This window comes from Dialister sp. CAG:357 (assembly GCF_000435155.1).
Taxonomy (GTDB): domain Bacteria; phylum Bacillota; class Negativicutes; order Veillonellales; family Dialisteraceae; genus Dialister; species Dialister hominis.
The window spans coordinates 19408-22126 of sequence record NZ_FR896445.1; the positions used below are offsets into that span (position 1 = coordinate 19408).

A 2719-nucleotide genomic window follows, 5' to 3' on the forward strand; every position below is an offset into this window, starting at 1 on the left:
TAAATCTGAACTCCGTGATGATATAAAAATGGGAAGCGAGATCAAAGGAAGAATCGTATTTATCAGGAAAGACGGCCATGTAAACATATCCCTGCGTCCTCAGAAGGAATCTGCAATGGGTACTGATGCCGAAGCTCTCCTGAAAAAGCTCACGGAAAATGGGGGAGAATTGTTTATCACAGATTCTTCGGATCCACAGAAAATTAAAGATATGCTTGGGATCAGCAAATCTGCATTTAAGCGTGCAGTCGGAAATCTGTTAAAGAAGAAATTAATTGATTTAGGTGAAAAATCGATTCGATTAGTAAAATAGCATATGAGGCAGCATAAAAAGGGCTGTGACAAAATGATTACACATTTTGCCAAAGCCCTTTTGCTTTTGTTGATTAGTTATGGAAACAGAATGCCTTACATGTGTCTGTATAAACCGATAACCTTGCCTCTGATGATAACATCCTTGGAAATAATCGGTTTATAAGCATCGTTTTCCGGCTGAAGCCTGATATGATCTGCTTCCCGGTAAAAACGCTTGACAGTTGCCTCGTCATTGCCGACGAGTGCAACAACGATATCTCCGTTTCTTGCATCATCCTGTTCGGATACGATCAGATAATCGCCTTCCTTGATACCGGCATTAATCATGCTGTCTCCGCGAACGACAAGAATAAAGCAATTATTATCTTTCCCAATAAGTTCAGACGGCATAGGGAAGATCGATTCCAGGTGTTCATCAGCGACGATTGGTTCACCTGCACGAACAGCTCCGACCAAAGGCATAGGAATCATCTTCTTATGACGCCAGGAAGCATCATTGACAACTTCGATAGCTCTGGAGCTGGCCGGATCCCTTTTTATAACGCCAAGTTCTTCCAGGCGGGCAAGATATCCATGTACTGTTGAAGTGGAACGTAATCCAACAGCCTGACAAATCTCACGAACAGTAGGCGGAAATCCGTCTTCCCAGACTTTTTGTCTGATAAAATCCAATATACTCTGTTCTCTACTTGTCAATTCTCTATCTTTTTTACCGAGTCTTTTAGCAGCCACTTTTTATAAACGTCCCTTCTAAAACAAACTTTCTTATTTATATATAATATGAATATTTATTTGCTATTATTATACAATACCATATTTTCAAAATCAAACAAGAGTTCACAGAAACGTCAGAATTCAATATATCTAATGTTCAGAACATATTAAAAATTATCTAAATTCTAATTTTATGTTCGATTGTGCGAATTTTTGTTTTGGTGTAGTATCTTATATAGAAATAACGTTCTAAAGAATAATAGTTTGTTTGTGCTTTTAGGAGGCTGCTATTATGCGTAAGATAATGTTCTTGCTAATTACTACCGTATTATTCTGCGGCTGGGGTGTAAATGCCTCGGTTGCTTCGGTTACACCTTTGTATGAGACGGTGACTGTTGAGTCCAATGATACTCTTTGGAGTATTGCGGCTTCCAGAACGGATGACAGCAAGGATATAAGAGAAGTCATCTATGATATCCAGCAATTGAATGGAATAAAGGATCCCGGGCAGATCCAGCCAGGCGATAAAATAAAGGTAAGATCATCCGTTATATAAAAATGATACTTCTTTAGAAATTAAAACGTCAGTATAGATTCTAGTTGAATAGATTCTATACTGACGTTTTTTTAGCTGATCAGGCATGTTACTCACAGCTATTTTTTATTGAAAATGGCACTGATTGGGTTATTGACGAACAAATCAGCTTCATTAATATATCTTCTAACCATTTCAACCGAACGGTGCCGCGTCTGCCTCATAATCAATCGTTCTTCAACACCATTCAAAGCAGCATATGTGGCAAACCCATGCCTAAGGCTGTGTGCACCATATAAATCAGGATTCAGCCCAATCATTGACACGTACTTTTTTACGATTAGATTAATACTCTTGGAACTAAGCCTGTTTTTAGAAGCTGTGTTGTTCTTGAGAATCGAGCGGAACAGGGGGCCATCGACTAGATTGGCAGCGGTAATCCACTGTTCGACGGCTTTAACACAGTCAAAATCGTCGTCGCTGATGCAAGGGATACCAACTTGCTGGCCCATTTGCTGCTGATCTGTTTTAGACTGTCTGACTGTCACAATAATTCCCTGATGAACTCTTTTAATATCTGTTACATCTAAACCGGAAATTTCGCTTCGGCGGAATGCACCCATAAATCCCAGCAATAAGACTGCCTTATCTCTTAATCCGCCCAGACCTTTGGTATCAATGCATTTGATCATATCGCACAGCTGGTCCCCATATATGGGAGTTTTTCCGGTTTGGGCGCCGCCCTTGAGTCTGGTCAGGCCCGTCAAGGCCTCCTTGACAATCCATTCCCGGCAGGGGTTCTCGACCTTTATGCCAGAAGTAATGGCCGCGTTATAGTTCTCTGAAATGGCACTGACCCTTCTCCTGATGGTAGCTGTCTTGGCATAATCCGCCAAATCATTGATGTAGTTGACAATTGTTTCAGCAGTTGCGGGGAAGGACGTTTGCTTATGGTATTTGCACCAATCGCAGAAATCATCCCAATCAGACCTGTATGCATCAATTGTATTCTTAGCCTTTGTACCGGCCAATGAGTTCAAACTTTTTGCAGACAACTCTTCCTGCATGAGTTTTGATTTTTGAAAATCACTGATATAAAAATTATTGCCATCCATTTATAATGATCCGATCCTTCCAGTATAAAATGCATATTAT

The 2719-nt window shown here is 40.3% G+C and carries 4 protein-coding genes; 2 read left to right on the plus strand and 2 right to left on the minus strand.

Annotated elements, in window-relative coordinates; genetic code table 11:
• The coding region (locus tag M3200_RS06820; protein ID WP_502685334.1) for a S1 RNA-binding domain-containing protein at positions 1 to 313 on the plus strand (313 nt) is incomplete at its 5' end.
• A gap of 95 nt (positions 314 to 408) precedes the next feature.
• On the opposite strand, the gene lexA is transcribed toward M3200_RS06820, so the two are convergent.
• Complete coding sequence (lexA, locus tag M3200_RS06825) at positions 409 to 1047, minus strand: transcriptional repressor LexA (protein ID WP_022382789.1); 639 nt, start codon at positions 1045 to 1047, stop codon at positions 409 to 411.
• Between the two features lie 274 nt (positions 1048 to 1321).
• Between lexA and M3200_RS06830 the strand changes: the two genes are divergently transcribed.
• Entirely contained in the window at positions 1322 to 1585 is a 264-nt protein-coding gene (locus tag M3200_RS06830) for a LysM peptidoglycan-binding domain-containing protein (protein WP_022382790.1), read from the plus strand.
• A gap of 98 nt (positions 1586 to 1683) precedes the next feature.
• On the opposite strand, the gene M3200_RS06835 is transcribed toward M3200_RS06830, so the two are convergent.
• On the minus strand, positions 1684 to 2679 hold the full coding sequence (locus M3200_RS06835; protein WP_022382791.1) for a site-specific integrase: 996 nt from the start codon (positions 2677 to 2679) through the stop codon (positions 1684 to 1686).
• Positions 2680 to 2719 lie beyond the last annotated feature (40 nt).

Bases quoted from the DNA above. Each gene is read 5' to 3' on its own strand.
- M3200_RS06835 (WP_022382791.1), bottom strand. From the start codon at position 2,679: ATGGATGGCAATAATTTTTATATCAGTGATTTTCAAAAATCAAAACTC.
- M3200_RS06830 (WP_022382790.1), top strand. From the start codon at position 1,322: ATGCGTAAGATAATGTTCTTGCTAATTACTACCGTATTATTCTGCGGC.